A 21628-nucleotide genomic window follows, 5' to 3' on the forward strand; every position below is an offset into this window, starting at 1 on the left:
ACTAAACTTGCTTGGTCGTATCCCTGACCAAACAGAAACAAAAAGGTAGTTGTATAGATATATATATGTGTGGCGGGATAACTAGGGGCTAATTGCCACAGAGATAATTACCATTCCCCTGAGAATAAATTAAAATTCTCAAAGATGCGATAATGACTTAATGCTCCTATTAAATGTGCGCTTTGATCATATAGAGTTATCTAATAAAAACTAAGTTCTATCTATAACTAATGCCACTAACCAAATTACTAATAGTATGAGATAATCTTGTTCATATTTAGAATCATGCTAATAATTCATATTTATAGGAACACGACTTTTTACTAGATTAAATTATCTATATGCTGAAAAGAATTTCTAGTTCAATAAGTAAACTGGAGTTAGTAAATTAGAAGATGAAATTCAAGAATTTTCGTTCTCAGACTCCGATTTTAGTAGGTAAAACTAATTCATAGTTTCAGTGAGCAATGCGACAAAATTCGGATTTTATATAAGCTGTTGTGGATTCAACAAAGCTAGATTAAAAAGGGTGTATAAAATTATCAATTGTTGTGAATCAGCCCATTTATTCCCTGGTTATCCCCATTGACAACGAAGAAGAAAATATTACAGAAATGTATAGCCGTATAATTAATGTCATGGAAGAATTAGACGGTTATGCTGAACTAATTTTAATTGATCATGGTAGTGGCTATCACTCTTTGAGTATGATCCGCGAACTCTATCATCATCATAGTTGAGTACGTTACCTGAGTCTAGCTAGAAATTTCGGTCATCAAGTCCCAGTCACCGCAGGTTTAAATTTTGCCCAAGGCAAAAGCATCATTGTCATGGATGCTGACTTACAAGACCCTCCAGAATTAATTTCAACTATGATTGACAAATTGCATGAAGGATATCGAGTTGTTTATACCCAACGTATCTCACGTCAAAAAGAAAGTTAGCTAAAACACTTTACTGCATATCTTTTTTATCGTGTTCTCAAGCGTTTGGCTCAAGTTGACATCCCTGTGCATACCGGAGACTCCTGTTGAATGCATATACAGGTAGTAGATATCCTCAATGCTATGAGAGAACGTAACCGCTACATTCTTGGTTTACGTGCTTGGGTTGGTTTTTAACGAACATCCGTACTTTTTGAAAGAAATCGCTGTTATGTACGTGATGTAAAATATACTTTTGGTCAATCTTTATCTTTAGCAATCGATGGTACTATTTCTTTCTCCAGAGTTCCCCTCAGACTAGCTACTTATTTAGGGCTTTTATCGGCTGCTATTGCTTTAATTATGATACTACTCGTGCTTTACTGGCAGATATTTGCAGCAGTATCTCCCTTAATAGGCTATACATTAATTACAATTGCTATGTTTTCCTTAGGGTCTATACAGTTAATTTGTATTGGTATTTTGGGTGAATACATTGGTCCGATATATGAAGACGTGAAGGGTCGTCCTCTTTATACGCTTAAAGAAACTGTAGGTTTTACAAGAACTTGATCTACTTAACCCAAGTTGCTAGTTATAACTAGCAGTCTTTTCGCTCCCTATAAATCTACGCCAGTTGCTCATGGGGGAAAACCCCCATGAGCAACTGGCTTCTCTTAAAAAGGGGGACCTTGATTCCGTTTCCCCCCTTATCAACAAGGGGTTATGGGGGATCTATTTCAGAAATAAACCTGAATATTGGTAACTAGCAACTTACGTTACTTAGAGGGTGTTTGAACAGTCATGCTGTAGCTTGCTTCCCTCAGGGTAAGCAGCGAAGTGAAGCATCTCAGATTAATTGCTTAAACCCTAGGTTCTAGAGCCTCCGGCATGCTTCGCGTTCACCCAGTGTCCCGAAGGGATACAGAATGACAAATTATACCTTTTCTAACTTTTCAAAGATCCTCTTAAAGTCCTGATTTTTTCAGAAGTAATTTTTCTTGTTATTTATCCCAAAATCAGAGTTAAAACACTCAGGTAATACCAGTGTCTCCACGAGAATTTAGTTTACTGCTAATATCGCTTCTCATAAGTGTTGCTGGACAGTTTTTATTAAAAATAGGAGCATTAAAATTAGGTAAAGTTCATGCTCGGAACTTTTGGAGTCTAATTTTCAACATTATCACCATACCAGAACTTCTATTAGGACTTACCTCTTATGGTATTGGTGTGCTCGCTTATATCCTAATCTTAACAAGAGTTAATCTCAGTGTCACTGCTCCTGCTGTATTAGTTGGTTATATCTTTCCTATATTACTGAGTTACTTTATTCTTAAATAACCTATTCCTTTACTCCGTATTGTAGGATTAGGTTTCATTGTGACAGGAGTGATATTAGTAATCTGGCGAAAATCACTTAAAAATCAGAATTATTTATTGTCGTTGACACACAACCTCATTATCTATTAAGAAAATTATTTTTTTTGTATCCTGGAACAGGATCTATGTTAACGAATAAACATGACTTGAACATGGGAAAATATGATCAGTTGTTTTTTACTTATCCACTTATTGGATAAACTTTTTAAAACAATAATATATATCTGAGAATTCAATTTTCTCTTTAAAATGTAGGAACAAACTTTAGCAGCAAAATATACACTACTGGTAATATTGCTGATAGCTTGTGCCGTTATTTTAGGATAGATACTCTATTGTTATGGACTATTTATGTGGAAGAATCATTGATTCAATATCCTACTGTGTTGACAAATGTACAAAACTCAGAGATTCATTGCTTAAAGCTAGTCGTGGAATGCTAAATACTCAGGTTTTGGGAAAATCAGTATAATCTAATCTTCCTGCCTAAATCTCAGATTTTCTGTAACTTTGTATCCCAATTTTCATGATTACTAGTCAATCACTGAGTATCTAATATTTAGACAAAATGTGTTATAACCTACCGTCAGAAACATGACTGATGGTTCAACCCCCAAGGAGATATATAGTGGAACACAATAAGTCGTTTTTTTGGCCGCAGGGAATATTAATTACATTACTTTGCTTAACTGGTACTGTAGGCATTGGTTTTATGATGCTTGTGAAGCCAAATATCTCTGATGCACAAAGTCGGCACGATATCAGTAGTAATGATATTGCTGCTAACGTAGGCACTCAACAACGGATTGAGGCTTTTAAGGCGACAATACTCACTAGTTGGCAGCAAGAAGCACAAGAAAAAGGTATTACCACTGATGTGCCATCACGCTTTCAAGGTGAAACAATTAAAGCCGCAACACTCCCCCCAGATCAGAAAGTGATTGCACTTACCTTTGATGATGGACCTTGGCCGAAAAGCACGGCGCTAATCCTTGATATTCTCAAAAGAAATAATATTAAAGGCACATTTTTTGTCCTTGGGCAAAATGTACAAAATTATCCAGATTTAACTAAACGAATAGTTGCTGAAGGTAATACCATTGCTAATCATACTTGGTATCACTTGTATCATAAAATGAACCCGCAAACCGCAGCCTATGAAGTTGCTAATACATCAGATATTATTTTTAAAACTACAGGTATAAAAACAGGTTTGTTTCGTCCACCTGGTGGGATTATGAATAATGGAGTAGCAGCTTATGCTAGAAGTAATAAGTATGCAATTATTATGTGGTCTTCAGACTCAACAGACTATTCTCGTCCTGGTGTCCCAAGATTAATTAACAATATTTTCAGATCAGCAAAACCCGGTGGTATTGTATTAATGCATGATGGCGGTGGTGATCGCTCTCACACAGTAAAAGCCTTACCAGAAGTTATTAATAAATTCCGCAAGCAAGGCTATGAGTTTGTCACTATTCCAGAAATGTTAGAAATGCAAGATAAACATCAACAGTTACTTGCTAAGAAGAAGTAGTGATTGGTAATGGGTAATTGGTAATTTGTAAAAACTCTTACCCAGTCCCCAGTCCCCAGCTTAAACCGAACTTAACTGTTTACTTACCTTCTCAGTTTCACCATTAGCTTCTGGACTGTCAGCTTCTGAAGGTGGTACAACTTGCCAGAATTTAGGGAGATATTCTGACCAATTTTGTAAAATTAGTTGTGCTTTTGGTGAACTAGTGCGATCACCATGAGCTTTAATCAAATCATATAGTTGTTTTGCACCAGCTTCCGTCACCACCCGCTGAATTTTCACAAGAGCCTTATTAACCAACTCAGGGAAAGCACCATCTTCATCTAAGAAGTAACCCAGTCCACCAGTCATTCCAGCGCCAACGTTGCGGCCGACTTTACCCAGAACCACAACTGCACCACCAGTCATATATTCACAGCAGTGATCACCAGCCCCTTCAATTACCGCTGTACCTTTAGAATTACGTACAGCAAAGCGTTCTCCGGCTAAACCGTTGGCAAATAATACACCACCAGTTGCACCATAAAGACAGGTATTGCCAACAATCACATTTTGTGAGGGGTCATAGTTAGCATCTGCTGGGGGCTTAATGATAATTTCTCCCCCGTGCATTCCCTTACCTACATAGTCGTTAGCTTCCCCTGTCAAAGCGAGGGTTAAACCAGGAAGGTTAAACGCGCCAAAGCTTTGGCCTGCACTACCTTGGAAATTTAGGTTAATTTGACCCTCAAAACCACTGTCACCATATTGGGATGCGATTGCCCCTGCTAGTCTTGAACCTACTGTTCTATCAGTGTTTACGACTGTAAAAGTCTTACTGATAGTCGATTGATTGCTAATTGCAGCTTGAATATCCCTATCAGCTAAAATTTGGTCATCTAACACAGATCCATTGCTGTGAACCTCTTCATGTACCAACCAGCTACGGTTTTGTTTTGCGTCTGGTAGCTTAGTTAAGCAGCCTAAATTGATGGATTGGGTTTTAGCCAGGTTCACATCAGAATGCACTGTTAACAAATCTGCCCTACCAGTCAATTCTGTTAAGGATCGATAACCCAGTTTAGCTAACAAACTGCGAACCTCTTCCGCCACAAAATAGAAGAAGTTAACGACATGGTCTGGGATACCTGTAAAGCGTTGACGCAACTCTTCCTTCTGAGTGGCTACACCCTTGGGACAAGAATTTAAATGACACACCCGTGCCATAATACAGCCTTCAGCAATCATGGCGATAGAACCGAAACCGAACTCTTCGGCACCCATTAAGGAAGCAACCAGAATATCCCAGCCACTCTTGAGACCACCATCAACTCTTAAAATCACGCGATCTCGCAATCCATTTTCCATCAACACCCGATGCACTTCACTTAAACCGAGTTCCCAAGGACTACCAGCGTGTTTAATAGAACTTAGAGGAGATGCACCAGTACCGCCATCATGACCAGAAATTTGGATAATATCAGCATTAGCTTTCGCCACACCAGCCGCGATAGTACCAATCCCGATTTCTGCAACCAACTTCACAGAAACCTGTGCTTTTGGGTTAATTTGATGCAAGTCAAAAATCAACTGCGCCAAATCTTCAATCGAGTAAATATCATGATGTGGTGGTGGAGAAATCAAAGTTACACCAGGCTTAGAACGGCGCAACATAGCAATATAGGGGCTGACCTTTGGACCCGGTAACTGTCCACCTTCCCCTGGTTTGGCACCTTGAGCGATTTTGATTTCGATTTGTTTGGCGCTGGCTAAATATCCCGGTGTGACACCAAAACGACCAGAAGCAACTTGTTTGATGGCGCTTGAAGCTATATCACCATTTCGCAACCCACTTAAATGGGGGAAATTGGATGAATGACCAGTTGAGTCAACATCATTTAATACTTTGTAACGAACTGGATCTTCCCCACCTTCACCAGAGTTAGATTTACCACCAATGCGATTCATGGCAATCGCTAAAGTTTCATGTGCCTCTCGTGATAATGCACCTAAAGACATTCCCCCAGTACAGAAGCGTTTAGCAATTTCGCTGACAGACTCTACTTCTTCAATCGGAATAGAAGGACACTCACTGGCAAAATCCAACAAATCCCGTAACGCCGTTGTCGGTCTACCTTGTAAATACTGTTTATAAACTTCGTAATGTTCATATTTCTTACCATCCACAGCCTTATGCAGCGCCTTGACCAGTTCCGGGCAATTACCATGATATTCACCACCAGGACGATACTGAACAAAGCCGAGATTTTCTAACTTCTTCGCTGTCAGTTCCGGGAAAGCCTTACTGTGGAAAGAAAGCACCTCTTGAGCTAATTCCTTGCAACTAAGGCCACCAATGCGGGAAGTTGTTCCTCTAAAACCCAAAGCCAACAAATCCCCACCGATACCAATAGCTTCAAAAATTTGTGCTGCTTGATAGCTAGAAAGTAGAGATATCCCCATTTTTGAGAGAATCTTCAACAAACCTGATTCTACAGCTTGGCGATAATTTGCGATCGCCTGTTCTAGAGTCAGAGTATTAATTTTCCCCCTTTCCATAAACTGTTGCGTTTTCGGATCAGACCACCAATCCTGCACAGTATCCAAAGCCATATAGGGACAAACCACACCAGCACCATAGCCCAACAAACAAGCAAAATGATGGGTACTCCAACATTGGGCGGTGTGAACAACCAAAGATGTTTTCATCCGCACACCTTCGCGGATCAAATAATGGTGAACCGCACCAATAGCCAACAAAGGTGGAATATAAGTAAAATCAGCACTTATCCCACTTATGCCTTCTTCGCCCCCCTTTTCAAGGGGGGTTGGGGGGATCTTATCACTCAAGATCAAAATCTTCGCACCAGCGCGCACAGATTCCACTGCTTGTCTTTGTAAAGCTTCCACCGCCTCTTTCAAACCCTCTGGACCTGCAGCAATAGAAAACAAAGTTGACAACTCAGCAGTCGCAAAACCAGACAACTTAATTGCTGCTAACTCAGTCTCCGTCAAAACAGGCGAATCTAACTTCAGTTTGCGAGCGTGTTCTGGTTTCGGTTCTAATAAATTACCTCTTTCACCCAGTTCCAGCGTCAAAGACATCACCAGCTTTTCCCGTAAAGGGTCAATTGGTGGGTTTGTCACCTGAGCAAACCGCTGTTTAAAATAGTCATAGAGCAGATGGGGTTTTTCTGATAACACCGCCAAGGGAATATCATCCCCCATACAGAAAGTCGGTTCTGCACCAGTATTAGCCATCGGCTGAATCACCATTTCCACATCTTCTGTGGTGTAGCCAAAAGCAATTTGTTGTTGGAGTAAAGTTTGTTTTTCTGGTATGTCAGTGGTCAGATGTCCATTGTCAGTCCTATGATGACCATTACCGTTAGCATTGACAGCTGACGGTTTTACCAAATGTTTCAATTCTTGGCGATATTGTTGCAACCAATCCCCATAAGGATGTAGCTTGGCAATACGCTGTTTAATTTCCCAGTTCTTAAGGATCTCATTGCTGGTTAAGTCTACAGCAATCATTTGTCCTGGACCCAATCTGCCTTTTTCCAAAATATTGGCTTCTGGGAATTCCACCACACCTGCTTCAGAACCAACTACGATATAGTCATCTTTAGTAATCAAATAGCGAGCTGGTCTTAAACCATTACGGTCTAAAGTCGCACCCACTCTTTTTCCATCACTAAATACCAACAGCGCAGGGCCATCCCAAGGTTCTTGCAGACCACTGTAATATTCATAAAAATCAACAATCTCAGGATAATTTTGCAAAGAAGGTTGATTTTTGTAAGCCTCTGGAACCATCATCATTAAAGCTTCCAAAGGGCTGCGTCCAGAACGCACCAGCAACTCCAGTACGTTATCAAGACTAGCTGAATCGCTGCTGTCAGTATTTACCAATGGTTTAAATTCCTCAGCTCTTCCATTCCAAACCGGATGATCTAAGGTAGCTTCTCTGGCCATCATCCAGTTAATATTACCCAGCAGTGTATTAATTTCGCCATTGTGACCCAATAGCCGCATGGGTTGTGCTAAAGGCCATTTCGGCATCGTGTTAGTACTAAACCGACGATGATAAACAGCAAAAGCAATCTTGAAAGCCGGATTTTTTAAATCCGGGTAAAATTCTCCCAACACCGCCGAACGTACCATACCCTTATAGACAATTGTGCAGGTCGATAGGGAACAGACATAAAATTCTTCGGAAATGTTTTTGGCTGCTTTAACAATACGGCGACGGGCAATATACAATTCCCGTTCTAATTCATCGCCACTTTTATCAGCCGACGCTAAAAAAACTTGTTCTATCTGGGGTTGATTTTCTTTTGCTTGCATCCCTAATACTTCTGAACGCACGGGGACTACTCGCCAGCCCAGCACAGTCAATTTTTCCTCAGCCGCTACTTGCTCAAATATAGCTTTGACTTTTTTTGCTGATTCCTGGTTTTGAGGCAAGAATATCATTCCTGCTGCCATATTACCACTATCTGAAACATTAATCCCTTCTTGTTGAAACAATTCCCAAGGAATCGCTGTCAAAATCCCTGCACCATCACCAGAGTCTTGGTCGGCGCTGCATCCTCCTCTATGTTCTAAGCAAGTTAGAGCAGTTAAAGCCTTTGTTAAAATTTCATGATTGGCGAGATTTTGCCGATGGGCTATAAACCCTACACCACAAGCATCTCTTTCCTCTGATAACCATCGTTGTCCTGAGTAAGTATCCGTAATTTCCATGTCTGACAATGTAATGTTTTGACCCTGATTCAATGATTGATGATTCATACTCTATTCCTGAAATATTGAGTTACGGATTTTGCCACTATTGCTACTGCCAAGAAAAAAATTTCTAAATTTAGCGGTGGAGAAATACATAATCACAAAAATTTAGGGAAAAAAAATTTTAACTTCGGATTTACTTTTTGGGTTAACCGTGTTAAAATAACCGCGTTATTTTTTTATGTGTTTATGTACTATTAGAAAAACTGCCTTTATCTAGACTATTTGCTTTCGCTGACATTACGTTTATTTATGATGATAAAGCTAAGTATTTTTCAATCCCCTTGTAGCCAGATAAAGGGTATTTATCAGGATAACCTGCCTTGGTGTACCTGAGATTCAGTGTAAACTGAACAATCCAGTGTCTCGAAAGCTGGAATTCTCTGGTTGCATGTCACAAAGACAGCGTATTAAACTATATAACCATTTGACGATTCGTAAACTATAGCTGTTGTCTATAATTTTCGCCGATTGTCAATCGTTACCTGTCTATTTGACAATGAGACATCAGTGAAACCGCAACAGCCAATGACTTATGTCAAGCTGCGCTATCCGTGATGATGGAATATCTGAATTTTTGGTTTAAATACCAGGACTACTATTATAGCGTGTTTGTAAAAATGTGTTATTTAGAACAATTAGCCTTAGTAGTTTTGGCGGGAAAATTACTTGCCAGTTTTTACTGGATATAAATAAAATAGGCAAAATACATAATATCACTTTTATTGAAAAATAGAAGCTTAATTTTTTAAGATTTCCTCATAACTGATTAGATATCCTCTAAGGTGGTAAGGGGACTGGCAAATGGGGACTGGGGAAGTAACTTTCCTAAGGACCAATGGCTAATCACCAATCACCAATGCCCATTTAAGGATATTAAAAATGCCCATGCTCGTAATTAACAACCAGCGGTTTTTCCGCTATTCAGTTTCATCAATTCTTTCGACTGCACTGTGTTTGATTGCTACCTATACTACTAGCGCCCAACAGTCTCCTAGAAATTCTCAACTCCTGGCTAGCTTGATTTCTGAATTACCAACACCATCATCCGGTAATGAAATTACCCTTAATGGTCGTACTTTATCAGCAGCCTGGTTACAACAACGGCAAACAGACGGTAAAGTGATAACTCATCTCAGTGATGGGGCACTGAGACACTTGATGGGGGTGGATTTATTAAATACCAGCAATCCTGAACTACAACCTGTGGAATGGTTTTCCTCGGGTACACCAACACTTAATGCCAAGCTTTTGGGAGGATATCGCTATCTAGATATTTCTAATTTTGCTCACATTGCAGGTTGGCAAATAGAAGCTAATGGCAACACATTGGTGATTTCTACTACCCAAGCAAAAATCAATAATATTCGTCAGGGAAAACGACCTACTGGTGAGAGACTAGTTGTTGATTTAGATCACCCAACTCCGTGGCAAGTTACACAAGGTCAACTGATAAAAAGACCTGTAGATTCTCATACACGAATTTCTCAACCCCCTAAACCGCTAAATAGAGAAAATAGAGAGTGGATAATTACTCTAGATAGTACCGCTGATAACAGCTTGATTCAAAGGTATACACCTCAATCGAGATTACTGCCAAAACAACTAAAAAAATTACCTTCACCAGTTTCCCCTCAACAAATAATTCAAAAAGTGGAAATTGTTAATAACAGAACTATTATTAGTCTTAGTGTACCCTTTGGTTTCGCTCCCCAGGTTAGTGCAATAACCAACCCGAATCGCTTGGTGATTGATATTCAACCTGATGGGTTAGTAGCAAAGGATATAACCTGGGCAAAGGGTTTACGTTGGCAGCAAAAATTTATAAATTCAGGTACAGATAGTTTTCCTGTAGTTTGGCTGGAAATTAATCCCACCGTTGTTGGGTTATCACTAAAACCGATTTGGGCTAACCCAGAAACCCAAACAGGTATAGCCCCCTTAATACAAACAGCACAACGTTATTTGGCAGTAGCAGGAATTAACGGGGGTTATTTTAACCGTAACAATAAATTACCTTTGGGGGCAATTCGGCGGGATAATCAGTGGGTATCAGGCCCAATTCTGAACCGAGGTGCGATCGGATGGAATGATTCAGGAGAATATTATTTTGGCCGCCTCACCCTCAACGAAACTTTAATCACCAGCAATAACCAACCATTATCAATTCTATTCCTCAACAGCGGCTATGTACAAAATGGCATTGCCCGTTATACCCCTATTTGGGGCTCTACTTACACACCCCTCACAGATAACGAAATCATCCTCGTTGTCCAAAAAGACCAAATTATAAACCAGCTACCAGGTAGTAAAGTAGGTGTAACACCAATTCCCATCCCTCAAGACGGCTACCTCCTCAGCTTACGCGGTACAGCTGCCACTAACACCTCTAAATTACCAATTGGTACAAAAGTTAGTCTTACCAGCACCACCACTCCTGGTGATTTTAGCCGTTATCCCCACATTATCGGCGCAGGTCCACTTCTAGTCCAAAATCGGCAAATTGTCCTTAATGCTAAAGCTGAAACATTCAGCGATGCTTTCATTGCCGAAAAAGCAGTTCGCAGTGCCATTTGTACCACCACAACAGGTAATTTAATGATTGCAGCCGTACATAATCGCGCTGGTGGTAATGGTCCCACTTTAGCTGAACATGCCCAATTAATGCAGTTTATGGGTTGTGTGAATGCCCTCAACTTAGACGGGGGTAGTTCTACAACTCTATATTTGGGAGGACAATTACTTGATCGTTCTCCAAATACAGCCGCCCGTGTCCACAACGGTATTGGTATTTTTATTAACCCTCGATAATTCAGTCACTGCCTCAAGCGTTTTCAGGCTTTTCCCTCGTAATTGCGTTGGTTCTATGTAAGTCTGGAAATTAAAAGATAATTTGTTTAAGTTGACATTTTGATTTTCTGCAAAGGAGGATTTTTAATCACTTTTTAAAGTTGAGAACAAGCTGGCATTTTTCTTGATCAAGAGTTAATGTAGAACCAAGAGTTTTACTGGCAGTTGTTTACAGTGTAACCTTATATTTTGATATGGTTATGAAAGTGAAATCAAATAGCTAATTTTCCCATTAGCAATATCAAACACAATTTTTTCACTAAATATATATTAAGAATAATAACTTTTTTGTATATCTAGAAATGAGGTAACTATGGCTCAATTTACAGAGACCTTACGTAACAACACTCTCACCCTAAATGCAACCCTTAATTCCAGAGGCGTTGCCGCCGGTGAATTACGCCCTTGGGGTTCTTTTACAGTTTTAGAAGAAGGGCGCGGATACAAAATAAAACGCATAGAAGTTAAGTCCGGACATCGCCTTAGCCTACAAATGCACCACCACCGTAGCGAACACTGGATAGTCGTTTCCGGTACAGCCAAGGTTGTCTGTGGTGAAAACGAAGTTTTACTAAGCAATAATCAGTCTACCTATGTACCCCAATGTACTGTTCACCGTTTAGAAAATCCTGGGGTAATTCCCTTGGTGCTAATTGAAGTGCAAAATGGCGAATACTTGGGCGAAGATGATATTATCCGCTACCAAGATGATTATGCTCGCAGTGACAAATAGTGTGTGGGATTTGGGAGCATGGGGAAAATCAATTGTTTCTTCTGATAGTGTACCCTATAGGAAGCAAGCTACACTTAGTGTGCCGTAGCCATAGCGTCGCGATCACCATACTATACTCCTGAACTCCTGTAATATTAAATATGGATTTTCTGAGTGCTACAAAAATTCCATGATCAATTTCAGTCGAGCAGCGATAAATGAAATCAGGCGCTTAAAATCCAAACAACAGCCAAATATCTTATTTCGCTTGCGGGTGAAACCAGGTGGCTGTTCGGGTTGGTTATACAATATTTCCTTTGATGAAGCCGTCAAATGTGAAGATCAGATTTTTGATGTTCATAATATTCAGCTGGTCATAGACAAAGAAAGCATAAAGTATATTAACGGTTTAACACTAGATTATTCAGAGGATCTTATGGGTGGAGGTTTTCGCTTTTATAACCCCATCGCCACCTCTACTTGTAGTTGTGGCAATTCTTTCTCTATGAATCCAAGTTCTTAGTCTTTAGGATAGAGGAAATAAAGTAGGGTGTAGGTGGTAAAAGGTCTATTCTGATCTGATAGCGCAGCGTGGCAATCTCCATACTCCTGACTCCTCAAAAAAAAAATAATAATTGACATAAAAACACACAAAAAGCTATAATCAGGATTTGTTAAAATAGATAATAAGCAGCAAAACGTGCTGTAACTCATGCCAACAATACAGCAACTAATACGTAGTGAACGCGAACTAGCGCGTCAAAAAACCAAGTCCCCTGCTCTGAAACAATGTCCTCAACGTCGAGGAGTTTGTACCAGAGTATATACGACTACCCCCAAAAAACCTAACTCAGCTCTCCGTAAAGTGGCAAGAGTAAGACTGACTTCTGGATTTGAAGTTACAGCTTATATTCCAGGAATTGGCCATAACTTGCAAGAACACTCTGTTGTCATGATTCGTGGCGGTCGGGTAAAGGACTTACCAGGCGTGAGATACCACATTATTCGTGGCACCTTAGATACAGCCGGAGTTAAAGACCGGAAACAAGGACGTTCCAAGTATGGAACTAAGCGCCCAAAAGAAACTAAAAAGTAAAAACTAGGCGATTAATCGCACCAATGAACGATTATTGTCTGAGTCTCAGTACCCATAAAACACAGAATCTAGGGGCGTATTCTTGTTTAAGCAATCAATCCTTACACTTGCACTAAGCGAGCAAGTGTAAGGATTTTTAAGCCAAATACTGTAAGGGATGTCAACACTTTGATTGAAATATTAAAGTTGATAAAGTTCTCGCTTTGTGTGTTTGATAAAGGGTTAAGAGGTCAATTAGTTCAGCTTTATTGCAACTAGAGCCAAAACTCAAGGAGATTTGAGCGGCCAGTTAGACCGCTTTTAGATTTCTGTGTTCTGATAGCATATAATTTCGTTGCCAAATTCCGAATTTAAGGATTAAGTATGTCTCGTCGTGGTGTTAGTCAAAGGCGCCCAGTTCCGTCTGACTCAGTATATAACAGTCGCCTTGTGAGCATGATTATCAGGCGGATCATGCGTCATGGCAAGAAATCACTTGCCGCCAGAATTGTGTATGATGCTTTAAGAAGTATTGAAGAACGCACTGGTAACAGTGCTTTGGAAACATTTGAAAGAGCAGTGCGTAACGCCACTCCTTTGGTAGAAGTAAAGGCTCGACGAGTAGGTGGAGCAACTTACCAAGTACCAATGGAAGTACGTTCTGATCGGGGTACTACGTTAGCATTGCGTTGGTTAGTGCAGTTCTCTAGGTCTAGACCTGGTCGCACGATGGCCAGTAGACTAGCAAATGAGTTAATGGACGCTGCTAACGAAACGGGAAGCGCCATTCGCAAGCGGGAAGAAACGCACCGCATGGCTGAAGCAAACAAAGCATTTGCACACTATCGTTACTAAGTAGACCAACGATATATCGTCTTCAGAAAAAGCGGTATATCGTAGAACTTCTCAAAAAGACGGTTTTCCGAAAAAGTATAGAATCTTAACAAAGAGTAATATACAAGATATCATGAGGCCAAAATTATAGGAGGTAACTGTGGCACGCACAAACCCGCTAGAGAAAGTACGCAATATCGGTATTGCGGCGCACATAGATGCGGGCAAAACGACGACAACAGAGAGAATATTGTTTTACTCTGGGATAATTCATAAAATTGGTGAAGTTCACGAAGGAACTGCTGTAACAGACTGGATGGATCAGGAGCGGGAGCGGGGAATTACCATTACTGCCGCTGCAATTAGTACCAGCTGGAATGATCATCAAATTAACATTATCGATACTCCTGGTCACGTTGACTTCACAATAGAAGTTGAACGTTCCATGCGCGTTTTAGATGGTGTAATCGCCGTCTTTTGTTCCGTAGGTGGTGTGCAACCACAATCTGAGACAGTATGGCGGCAGGCAGACCGCTACAAAGTACCTCGGATAGCTTTTATTAACAAGATGGATCGCACGGGTGCGAACTTCTATAAAGTTCACGACCAAATGCGTGATCGCCTGCGAGCAAATGCGATCGCCATTCAACTGCCAATAGGTAGTGAAACCGAATTTAAGGGCATTGTTGACTTAGTACGGATGTGTGCATATATGTACACCAATGACCAAGGCACCGATATTCAAGAAACAGAAATTCCCGCCGAATTGCAAGGGCAGGTCACAGAATACCGTACTAAGTTGGTAGAAGCAGTAGCAGAAACCAGTGATGCTCTCATGAGCAAGTACTTTGATGGTGAAGAACTGACAGAAGCTGAAATCCGTACAGCCCTACGTAAAGGTACTATTGCGGGAACAATAGTACCTGTGCTTTGTGGTTCAGCATTTAAAAATAAAGGTGTCCAGTTGATGCTGGACGCAGTTGTAAATTACCTGCCAGCACCAACAGAAGTACCACCAATTCAAGGCTTATTGCCGAATGGCGATACTGTTGAGCGACGGGCTGATGACAACGAACCCCTATCTGCTCTCGCATTCAAGATCATGGCTGACCCCTACGGTCGCCTGACCTTTGTTCGTGTTTATTCTGGTGTCTTGAAAAAGGGCAGCTACGTTCTTAACGCTAGCAAAGACAAGAAAGAACGGATTTCCCGCTTGGTTCTGATGAAGGCAGATGATCGACAAGATGTGGATGAACTGCGGGCGGGTGATTTAGGTGCAGCTTTGGGATTGAAAGACACGTTGACTGGTGACACTTTGTGTGATGAAGGTTCTCCAGTCATTTTAGAATCTCTATTTATTCCTGAACCTGTAATCTCGGTAGCAGTTGAACCTAAAACCAAGAACGACATGGATAAGCTGTCAAAGGCACTACAATCTTTGTCAGAAGAAGATCCTACCTTTCGTGTTCGTGTTGATCCAGAAACTAACCAAACCGTAATTGCCGGAATGGGAGAGTTACACCTGGAAATTCTTGTGGATCGGATGTTACGCGAATTCAAGGTAGAAGCCAATGTTGGTGCTCCACAAGTAGCTTACCGGGAAACAATTCGTAAAACAGTAACCAGAATAGAAGGTAAATTTATCCGCCAGAGCGGTGGCAAGGGACAGTATGGTCACGTTGTAATTGATTTGGCTCCAGGAGAACCCGGTACTGGCTTTGAATTCGTCTCCAAGATTGTTGGTGGTTCTGTACCTAAAGAGTATATCAACCCCGCAGAACAGGGAATGAAAGAATGTTGTGAATCTGGGGTATTAGCTGGATATCCACTCATTGATGTCAAAGCTACTTTGGTAGACGGCTCTTACCACGATGTAGACTCTTCAGAAATGGCTTTTAAAATCGCTGGTTCAATGGCGATGAAAGAGGCAGTAGCGAAAGCCTCACCAGTCCTTTTAGAGCCTATGATGAAAGTCGAAGTGGAAGTACCTGAAAACTTTCTTGGGGATGTGATGGGCGACCTCAACTCCCGTCGTGGTCAAATTGAAGGTATGGGATCTGAACAGGGTCTGGCCAAAGTGACTGCTAAAGTCCCACTGGCAGAAATGTTTGGCTACGCCACTGATATCCGATCTAAAACTCAAGGTCGAGGCATCTTCTCCATGGAGTTTAGCAACTACGAAGAAGTACCTCGTAACGTGGCTGAGGCAATCATCGCAAAAAGCAAAGGGAACGCATAATTAAAAAAGGAAACGAGCATTCATGGCACGCGCAAAGTTTGAAAGAAATAAACCCCACGTTAATATCGGAACTGTTGGCCACGTTGACCACGGTAAAACTACTTTAACAGCAGCCATTACCATGACTTTGGCAGCTATGGGTCAAGCTGTAGCTAAGGGCTATGACCAAATTGACAACGCACCCGAAGAAAAGGCACGTGGTATTACCATTAATACTGCTCACGTTGAGTATGAAACTGCAGGACGGCACTATGCTCACGTAGACTGCCCTGGACACGCCGACTATGTGAAAAACATGATCACTGGTGCGGCACAAATGGACGGTGGTATCCTCGTAGTTGCTGCTACTGATGGACCTATGCCCCAAACTCGTGAACACATCCTATTGGCAAAACAGGTAGGTGTTCCCAGCTTAGTTGTCTTCTTGAACAAAGAAGATTTGATGGATGATGAAGAACTTCTGGAATTAGTAGAACTAGAACTCCGTGAACTACTTTCTAGCTATGATTTCCCTGGTGATGACATCCCCATTATCAAAGGTTCTGGTCTACAAGCTTTAGAAGCAATGACTAAGAATCCCAAGACTCAACGGGGAGAAAATCCTTGGGTAGACAAAATCTACCAACTGATGGACGCTGTAGATTCCTACATCCCCAACCCAGAACGTGATGTTGATAAACCATTCTTGATGGCAGTAGAAGACGTATTCACGATCACAGGTCGTGGTACAGTGGCTACTGGTCGGATCGAACGTGGGAAAGTTAAGGTTAACGATACTGTCGAGCTAATTGGCCTTAAAGACACTCGTACCACCACTGTTACAGGGATTGAGATGTTTAAGAAGAGCCTTGATGAAGGTATGGCTGGGGATAACGCAGGTGTGCTACTGCGTGGTCTCAAAAAAGAAGACATTGAGCGCGGTATGGTAATCGCCAAACCCGGTTCAATTACTCCTCACACTGAGTTTGAAGGTGAGGTCTACGTTTTGACAGAAAAAGAAGGTGGCCGGAAAACACCATTTTTCGCTGGATATCGTCCTCAGTTCTATGTACGCACAACTGATGTAACTGGCACTATCAAAAGCTACACAGCTGATGATGGTAGTGCGGTAGAAATGGTAATGCCAGGCGACCGCATCAAGATGACAGTAGAACTAATTAACGCGATCGCCATTGAGCAAGGTATGCGCTTCGCTATTCGTGAAGGTGGCCGCACCATTGGTGCTGGTGTTGTATCCAAAATCCTGAAGTAGAACTCACCTTTTTGCTCTGATTATCAGGGAGCAGGGATGGTTAAAATTCATCTCTGCTCCTTTTGTTTCCCCAAACTAAGGTTGGATTTTAAATTTTGGCTTTGGGATTGCGTCTAAAATCCAAAATCCAAAATCCAAAATCTAAAATCTAAAATCTAAAATCTAAAATCTAAAATTCACAGAACCTGGAAAACTGAAGATGGCAACTTTACAGCAGCAGAAGATTAGAATTCGCTTACAGGCTTTTGACCGACGTTTATTGGATACATCTTGCGAGAAGATTGTAGACACTGCTAACCGGACTAACGCTACAGCTATAGGACCAATTCCTCTACCAACAAAACGGAAGATATATTGCGTACTGCGTTCACCTCACGTAGATAAAGATTCCCGCGAACACTTTGAAACCCGCACCCATCGTCGGATTATTGACATATATCAGCCCTCTTCTAAAACTATTGATGCACTGATGAAGTTGGATTTACCATCTGGTGTCGATATTGAAGTCAAATTGTAATTTAGTCATTCTTCAGTAGTTAGTTGCAAAGAACAAGAAACAACTGACTGCTGAAATTGAAGATAAATATTGACTATGCTCTGGGAAAATTTATCTCAGAGCTTTTCATTTAACTATAAGACATAATGATAAAATACAAAGTAAGGGAAAAGTAGTGAAAAATATATTTTAAGAATAAAATTTATACCCAAACAACAATGACATCTTCTTCTAGAATCGCTGTCCGTGAACTACCTCTGTTCCCTTTAGCTGAAGTGGTTCTGTTTCCTAGCAGACCATTACCTCTGCATATCTTTGAATTTCGCTACCGAATCATGATGAATACGATTTTGGCAGCCGATCGCAGGTTTGGAGTTTTGATGATTGATCCAGTCAAAGGTACAATTGCCAAGGTCGGCTGCTGTGCAGAAATTATTCATTATCAGCGAATGCCTGACGACCGAATGGAAATGTTAACTCTAGGACAACAAAGATTTCGGGTTTTAGAATATGTTCGTGAAAAGCCTTATCGTGTAGGTTTGGTTCAATGGATTGAAGATCAACCACCATCTAAAGATTTGCGACCCTTAGCTACTGAAGTAGAACAGCTACTTCGAGATGTTATCCGTCTTTCAGTCAAGTTAACTGAGAAAAATGTTGAATTACCAGAAGACTTACCAGATTTACCCACAGAGTTATCTTACTGGGTAGCAAGTAACCTTTACGGTGTAGCTCCTGAGCAACAGGCTTTGTTAGAACTGCAAGATACATATGCCCGCTTACAAAGAGAAGCAGAAATTTTAACTTCTACTCGTAATCATCTGGCAGCACGTTCCGTTCTGAAAGATACATTTAATAATATGAGTTAATAACCAAGTGGCTAGTTATCAGGGAAAAGGCAAAAGGCAAGAGGTAAGAAAAAAATTTCTCCCCCGCTCCTCTGATCCCTACACTCCATCAAGCTTATAACTACCAACTTGGTTAGCTATTAATAGCTAAAATATTATAACTGCCAAAAACTTTTAAAACCTCACTAAAAGTGCTTAATTCAGATAAAGCAGATCTCAGCAAAGGAGAGTTTATCCCTGCTTCTGCATCTATGAAAAATAAGTATTCTCCTAAAGAACGCTTGGTGGGACGAGATTCAATTCGACTCAAATTAATTCCCAGATGAGCAAATACTTCCAAGGCTTTGACTAATGCACCAGGCATATTAGCAGGTAAGCTGAAAGCTAAAGATGTATGAGTAGGTGCAAAAGATTGTTCAGCACTATCGGCTTGATCCACCACCCAAAAGCGTGTACAGTTTTCTGGATAGTCGTTAATCCCACTGACGAGAATAGGTAGATTATAAAGCTGGGCGGCCCTGCTAGAAGATATTGCAGCTATTATTGGTACTCCAGGGAGTCGCTGTAATGCTTCTGTCGTAGAATTACTAGCAATTAAATTAGCATTAGGTAGAAATTTAGCTAACCAACCTTGACATTGTGCTAATGCTTGTGGATGAGAATAAACGGTCTCTATTTTATCTAAACTATTTGCACAGGAAATTAAGGCATGATTTATAGGCAGAACCAAAGCCAGTTTAATTTGCAATGTGTCTAATTGCCAAAGGCTATCCATTGTCATGCTCACACTACCTTCAATGGAATTTTCCACAGGGATAACAGCTATATTAGCCTGTTGTGTAGTAACTGCTTGCAATGATTTAGCAATGGTGGGGTAAGGAGATAAGTTGGCTTCTATATTTTGATTGCTTTTTAGCCAGTTGAGATAAAAAAAAGCTGCTTGTTCAGAATAAGTTCCAGCCGGACCTAAATGTGCAATCACCGAAGGTGCGCGTTTCGCCGTCGCTACAGTCATATTATTTTGAATTTTGGGTTCACTGAAAGTTTCTTATACTTCTATACCTTATATCCCACCTTCCGCACCCTAGTACAGTATGGCGTAAATAAACCAACCAACCATTCTAAATCTCTGAAAAGCTGACGCCCCATTCATTTTGAATTTTGTTGACCCAGCCTGCTGGAAGCACTATTTTGTTAACGTAGCTCTTCTGAAAGAAGCATTTTGAATTCACAGCGGTACTAGTTCTTTGATGGATTATTAATAAACTTATTGATTGTATACACATCAATTTAATTTTTTTTTTAAATATTAAAATTAGAAAACAATGCTTTAATCTACTCATGGCTACCAAATTTACTGCTTCCCAATCGGTCGAAATTGCTGTCCCCAAACAGCCTATTCCTATTCACCACTACTTGCGTCAGCCTCAACGGCTGGTGAATACTTTGACTGATAACAACAGGATTCACCAGTTGTCTGAGGAAGTGTTCCGGTTAAAAATGCGTCCTCTGACCTTTATTTCATTGAGTATTCAACCTACTGTAGACATGAGAGTTTGGTCAGATTCCCAAGGAACGATTTATTTACGTTCTGTCGGTTGTGAAATCCTTGGACTTGAGTATATTAACCAACGCTTTACTCTGAATTTAAAAGGATATTTATCACCACAACAAGTAAATAATGAGACTCACTTACAGGGAAAAGCCGATTTGGAAGTGGTAGTGGATATTCCCCAGCCATTTTCCCTCACTCCAAGAGCAATTTTAGAAGCCACAGGTAATGGCTTACTTAAAAGTGTGTTAATGACAATTAAACAAAGATTGTTACATCACCTCCTCACTGATTATCGTCATTGGGTAATATCACAAACGCAAACAAAGGTTATTGGTGCTGAAAATACTGATTTAGCAATTCTCAACTTTGACTAACTTTCTAAGTAATTCCTGATTGGTAATTGGTGATTAATTACTCTAGCTTGCTGTCCCAACAATTTGGGATTTGCGTTAGCGAAGCAGATACAAATTCTTCTACCTTTTGCCTCATCACTGAATTTGGCAGGGACGAAAAGATCGACGATGTAAGGGTGATGCTCCGTATTTTCGAAGAGCCAGCAAATGACGCTGGCTTCCATAACCCTTATTACGCTCTAATTCATACATCGGATATTTAGATGCCAGACGTAGCAGTAAGTCATCACGCCAAACTTTGGCCATGATACTAGCAGATGCTATGTTGAGTGATCGCTCATCTCCCTTAATCATAGTTTCTTGTGGTATCAGTAAGTCCTTTACCAACTGATTACCATCAACTAAGCAGAGTGCAGGCGGTACTTTCAACTTCAGTACAGCCCGCTTCATGGCTAACAAAGTAGCTTGCAAAATATTAAACTGATCAATTTCCGCAGTTGTAGCATAACCAATTTTCCAGTCTAAAACGAGCCCATTAATTTGCTGTGCCAACTGAGTTCTGCGAGAAGCAGACAACTTCTTGCTGTCTTTAATTTTAGCCGCCATCAGTTTTGGCAATGCATCTGCTGATAACATCACTGCTGCTGCAACTACAGGACCAAATAATGCACCACGTCCCACTTCATCTACACCTGCAACCAAGCCATGAATATTAGCACAAGTGGACAACTCCCACCAACTAGATTCTGGTAAGGGTGCAGTTGACAAAAGAGATACAGGTTTTGGTTCTGTTTCTACCATAAC

The 21628-nt window shown here is 40.7% G+C and carries 15 protein-coding genes and 1 pseudogene; 13 read left to right on the forward strand and 3 right to left on the reverse strand.

The annotated features are described in order from the left end of the window. Positions 1-551: 551 nt before the first annotated feature. The 3 genes and pseudogenes from AAZO_RS03195 (at position 552) to AAZO_RS03205 (ending at position 3840) form a co-directional block, all read left to right on the forward strand. A pseudogene (locus tag AAZO_RS03195) lies at positions 552-1496 on the forward strand (glycosyltransferase family 2 protein). A 474-nt stretch (positions 1497-1970) separates the two neighbouring features. Beyond that, a complete protein-coding gene (locus AAZO_RS03200) occupies positions 1971-2264 on the forward strand; it encodes a hypothetical protein (protein ID WP_013190138.1) in 294 nt (97 codons plus the stop codon). Between the two features lie 667 nt (positions 2265-2931). Beyond that, positions 2932-3840 carry a polysaccharide deacetylase family protein gene (locus tag AAZO_RS03205; RefSeq protein ID WP_013190139.1) on the forward strand — a complete coding sequence of 303 codons (909 nt, stop codon included), beginning with the start codon at positions 2932-2934 and terminating at the stop codon, positions 3838-3840. Between the two features lie 60 nt (positions 3841-3900). Here AAZO_RS03205 and gltB read toward each other — a convergent pair whose 3' ends face one another. Then, a complete protein-coding gene (gene gltB, locus AAZO_RS03210) occupies positions 3901-8616 on the reverse strand; it encodes a glutamate synthase large subunit (RefSeq protein ID WP_013190140.1) in 4716 nt (1571 codons plus the stop codon). An 876-nt stretch (positions 8617-9492) separates the two neighbouring features. Here gltB and AAZO_RS44550 point away from each other — a divergent pair. The 9 genes from AAZO_RS44550 (at position 9493) to AAZO_RS03255 (ending at position 18937) form a co-directional block, all read left to right on the forward strand. Continuing rightward, complete coding sequence (locus AAZO_RS44550; protein ID WP_013190142.1) at positions 9493-11421, forward strand: phosphodiester glycosidase family protein; 1929 nt, start codon at positions 9493-9495, stop codon at positions 11419-11421. Between the two features lie 352 nt (positions 11422-11773). Further along, positions 11774-12193, forward strand: coding sequence for a phosphomannose isomerase type II C-terminal cupin domain (locus AAZO_RS03220; protein ID WP_013190143.1), 420 nt, complete (start codon positions 11774-11776; stop codon positions 12191-12193). 169 nt (positions 12194-12362) lie between these two features. Continuing rightward, positions 12363-12695: a HesB/IscA family protein gene (locus AAZO_RS03225; protein ID WP_013190145.1), complete on the forward strand. Its 333-nt coding sequence runs from the start codon at positions 12363-12365 to the stop codon at positions 12693-12695. A 189-nt stretch (positions 12696-12884) separates the two neighbouring features. After that, complete coding sequence (gene rpsL, locus AAZO_RS03230) at positions 12885-13268, forward strand: 30S ribosomal protein S12 (protein ID WP_013190146.1); 384 nt, start codon at positions 12885-12887, stop codon at positions 13266-13268. Positions 13269-13631: 363 nt separating this feature from the next. Continuing rightward, positions 13632-14102: a 30S ribosomal protein S7 gene (rpsG, locus tag AAZO_RS03235; protein WP_013190147.1), complete on the forward strand. Its 471-nt coding sequence runs from the start codon at positions 13632-13634 to the stop codon at positions 14100-14102. A 139-nt stretch (positions 14103-14241) separates the two neighbouring features. Next, the gene (fusA, locus tag AAZO_RS03240) at positions 14242-16320 is read left to right on the forward strand and encodes an elongation factor G (protein WP_013190148.1); all 2079 of its coding nucleotides are present in this window, start codon (positions 14242-14244) and stop codon (positions 16318-16320) included. A gap of 22 nt (positions 16321-16342) precedes the next feature. Next, a complete protein-coding gene (tuf, locus tag AAZO_RS03245; protein WP_013190149.1) occupies positions 16343-17572 on the forward strand; it encodes an elongation factor Tu in 1230 nt (409 codons plus the stop codon). 199 nt (positions 17573-17771) lie between these two features. Then, positions 17772-18089, forward strand: a complete 318-nt coding sequence (gene rpsJ, locus AAZO_RS03250; protein WP_010998474.1) for a 30S ribosomal protein S10 — start codon at positions 17772-17774, stop codon at positions 18087-18089. A gap of 197 nt (positions 18090-18286) precedes the next feature. Next, positions 18287-18937 (forward strand): LON peptidase substrate-binding domain-containing protein, encoded by a 651-nt coding sequence (locus AAZO_RS03255; RefSeq protein ID WP_013190150.1) that lies wholly within the window; start codon positions 18287-18289, stop codon positions 18935-18937. A gap of 112 nt (positions 18938-19049) precedes the next feature. Here AAZO_RS03255 and pheA read toward each other — a convergent pair whose 3' ends face one another. Further along, positions 19050-19931: a prephenate dehydratase gene (pheA, locus tag AAZO_RS03260; RefSeq protein ID WP_013190151.1), complete on the reverse strand. Its 882-nt coding sequence runs from the start codon at positions 19929-19931 to the stop codon at positions 19050-19052. Positions 19932-20257: 326 nt separating this feature from the next. On the opposite strand from pheA, the gene AAZO_RS03270 reads away from it, so the two are divergent. Further along, positions 20258-20845, forward strand: a complete 588-nt coding sequence (locus AAZO_RS03270) for a DUF1997 domain-containing protein (protein ID WP_013190152.1) — start codon at positions 20258-20260, stop codon at positions 20843-20845. Positions 20846-20959: 114 nt separating this feature from the next. On the opposite strand, the gene AAZO_RS03275 is transcribed toward AAZO_RS03270, so the two are convergent. After that, positions 20960-21625, reverse strand: coding sequence for a ribonuclease HII (locus AAZO_RS03275; protein WP_013190153.1), 666 nt, complete (start codon positions 21623-21625; stop codon positions 20960-20962). Positions 21626-21628: the final 3 nt, after the last annotated feature.

This window comes from 'Nostoc azollae' 0708 (genome assembly GCF_000196515.1).
GTDB classification, from domain to species: Bacteria; Cyanobacteriota; Cyanobacteriia; order Cyanobacteriales; family Nostocaceae; genus Trichormus_B; species Trichormus_B azollae.

Excerpts from the sequence above, each read along its gene's own strand:
- gltB (WP_013190140.1), bottom strand. The coding sequence starts at position 8,616 with ATGAATCATCAATCATTGAATCAGGGTCAAAACATTACATTGTCAGAC.
- AAZO_RS44550 (WP_013190142.1), top strand. The coding sequence starts at position 9,493 with ATGCCCATGCTCGTAATTAACAACCAGCGGTTTTTCCGCTATTCAGTT.
- AAZO_RS03220 (WP_013190143.1), top strand. The coding sequence starts at position 11,774 with ATGGCTCAATTTACAGAGACCTTACGTAACAACACTCTCACCCTAAAT.
- AAZO_RS03225 (WP_013190145.1), top strand. The coding sequence starts at position 12,363 with ATGATCAATTTCAGTCGAGCAGCGATAAATGAAATCAGGCGCTTAAAA.
- rpsL (WP_013190146.1), top strand. The coding sequence starts at position 12,885 with ATGCCAACAATACAGCAACTAATACGTAGTGAACGCGAACTAGCGCGT.
- rpsG (WP_013190147.1), top strand. The coding sequence starts at position 13,632 with ATGTCTCGTCGTGGTGTTAGTCAAAGGCGCCCAGTTCCGTCTGACTCA.
- tuf (WP_013190149.1), top strand. The coding sequence starts at position 16,343 with ATGGCACGCGCAAAGTTTGAAAGAAATAAACCCCACGTTAATATCGGA.
- rpsJ (WP_010998474.1), top strand. The coding sequence starts at position 17,772 with ATGGCAACTTTACAGCAGCAGAAGATTAGAATTCGCTTACAGGCTTTT.
- AAZO_RS03255 (WP_013190150.1), top strand. The coding sequence starts at position 18,287 with ATGACATCTTCTTCTAGAATCGCTGTCCGTGAACTACCTCTGTTCCCT.
- pheA (WP_013190151.1), bottom strand. The coding sequence starts at position 19,931 with ATGACTGTAGCGACGGCGAAACGCGCACCTTCGGTGATTGCACATTTA.
- AAZO_RS03270 (WP_013190152.1), top strand. The coding sequence starts at position 20,258 with ATGGCTACCAAATTTACTGCTTCCCAATCGGTCGAAATTGCTGTCCCC.
- AAZO_RS03275 (WP_013190153.1), bottom strand. The coding sequence starts at position 21,625 with ATGGTAGAAACAGAACCAAAACCTGTATCTCTTTTGTCAACTGCACCC.